This is a genomic window from Mesorhizobium robiniae (assembly GCF_040545535.1).
Lineage (GTDB): Bacteria > Pseudomonadota > Alphaproteobacteria > Rhizobiales > Rhizobiaceae > Mesorhizobium > Mesorhizobium robiniae.
The window spans coordinates 1-1,695 of record NZ_JBEPMC010000038.1; the positions used below are offsets into that span (position 1 = coordinate 1).

Annotated in this window: 1 protein-coding gene and 3 pseudogenes; 1 reads left to right on the plus strand and 3 read right to left on the minus strand. The window is 59.8% G+C overall.

The window, feature by feature from the left end; translation table 11 throughout:
- Positions 1 to 149 precede the first annotated feature (149 nt).
- Positions 150 to 428, minus strand: a complete 279-nt coding sequence (locus ABID19_RS34215; protein WP_354494855.1) for a glycine cleavage T C-terminal barrel domain-containing protein — start codon at positions 426 to 428, stop codon at positions 150 to 152.
- 238 nt (positions 429 to 666) lie between these two features.
- A pseudogene (locus ABID19_RS34220) lies at positions 667 to 801 on the minus strand (IS110 family transposase); the annotation flags it as partial.
- A 7-nt stretch (positions 802 to 808) separates the two neighbouring features.
- Between ABID19_RS34220 and ABID19_RS34225 the strand changes: the two are divergent.
- A pseudogene (locus ABID19_RS34225) lies at positions 809 to 1,255 on the plus strand (transposase); the annotation flags it as partial.
- 240 nt (positions 1,256 to 1,495) lie between these two features.
- Here ABID19_RS34225 and ABID19_RS34230 read toward each other — a convergent pair.
- Positions 1,496 to 1,591 (minus strand): annotated as a pseudogene (locus ABID19_RS34230) (IS630 family transposase); the annotation flags it as partial.
- Positions 1,592 to 1,695 lie beyond the last annotated feature (104 nt).

The window sequence follows — 1,695 nt, forward strand, 5'->3', positions numbered from 1 at the left end:
GGGTCTTGGACAAATGGCCAGCCCGTGAAGCCTGGCGAGCAGTGGCGCGCGCAGTTCGATGGACCGCTGGGTATCATCCAGGTCCGTTTTCGGTAAGGGTGCGCGTTGATCATATCATAGTGAGTGGGCTTTGGCAAAATGCGCGAAGCCTAATAGGTTCCAGGTGTGAGTGCGGTCCAAGGGGCGCAATGCTCCCATTGAACGCTGCCAATGGGCAAACCGACCGGAACAGCGGCAACGACAGCCTTACGAAAATGGCCCAGGACTTCAACTGTCACCTCAAGGCCCTGCTTGGCGAGCTCGACGGGCACATAGCCCATTGCCAGACTCTCGCTGACGCGGTGGCCAAATCCGCGGGAGGTCACATAACCGACGCAATTGCCATCGTGTAGGATGGGTTCATCGCCTGAAGCTCGTGGGTGGGCCACTAAGCCCGAGTGCTCTTGCGCAGCAGCCTCTCATTCATCTTTGATGAACCCCATCGCCCGCGGCCGAGCTGGGCAGACTGGTTTGCGAGCAAGGCCGTCTCATGTCAAACCATCGCAGGATGGACTGCATTTGAACGACTACAGTCTCGTCGTGCAGGCTGCGATCGGGGGGCAAGGGATCGCGATGGGCTGGAAGCATATCGTCGATCATGCGTGCGCCCAAAAACTTCTCGTAGCAGCCTCTTACCCCGACGAGGTTCCCATGCGGACATGGCGGGATCAGATGTGCGTGGAGTATCGACTGGATCAGGTTCTTCAGCCGCGAACGCTAGCGAACCAGCTGCGTCCGCCTGGTGACCTGTCTTCGGAGCGCGAACAAGCGGATCGATCGGCTGACCGACGAGATCGAAGAGACCTACGCGCAAAGCGAGACAAGCCAGCGTCTGGCTACGATCCCAGGCGTGGGCATGCTATCGGCGACGATCATTGCGACGACGACGCCGGATGTCGACAATTTCGACTTGCGAGGGACTATGCCGCTTGGCTCGGCCTCACACCCAAACCGCACTCCACCGGAGGCAAGCAGAGGGTGGGCCGGATCTCGAAGATGGGCAATCGTTATATCCGACGATTGCTGTACCTCGGCGCCATGGCCGCAGATCATGGTCAGACGTAGACTCAAGCGCGAGCCGGGGTCGGATTGGCTATCGAGCATGCTGATCCGGAAGAAAACGAAGGTGGTCGCCATCGCTTTGGCGCATCGCATGGCAAGAACAAGCTTCGCCGACCTCAGGGACGGATCGCGTTACGAGCCGCAGGCCGCCTGACAGGCTCTCGGAATGGTCAGGGCAAAGTGAGGTGGTGGCGAACAAGCGGAGACGAAGAACCAGGACACCCCGATCAATCCGAAGCGCCTCGAGCACGTTCGATTGAGTGGGACCTGTTCTCCAAGCGGATATTCATCAGGGCGCGCACCGTTGTACATTCAGACGCCGTATACATGGCCGCAACCGACCTGTTCGCCAAATCCGATCCGACACCCTTGACCCGCAGGAGCCATCCATACACGGATTGAAGTCGGGACTGTAGGGCGACATGAGCAGGCTCGCGCCTGCGGCCTCAATCGCGTCGCGCACGCCGGCGGCCTTGTGGGCGGGCAGGTTGATGGGGTTGTCTTGTCTTATGACTTTCCAAGCCGTTTGGTTCAGTAAGAGATGCCCGATCCGGGATGGCCATCCCGGATCGGGCGGAAGGGAATGGATCGAAG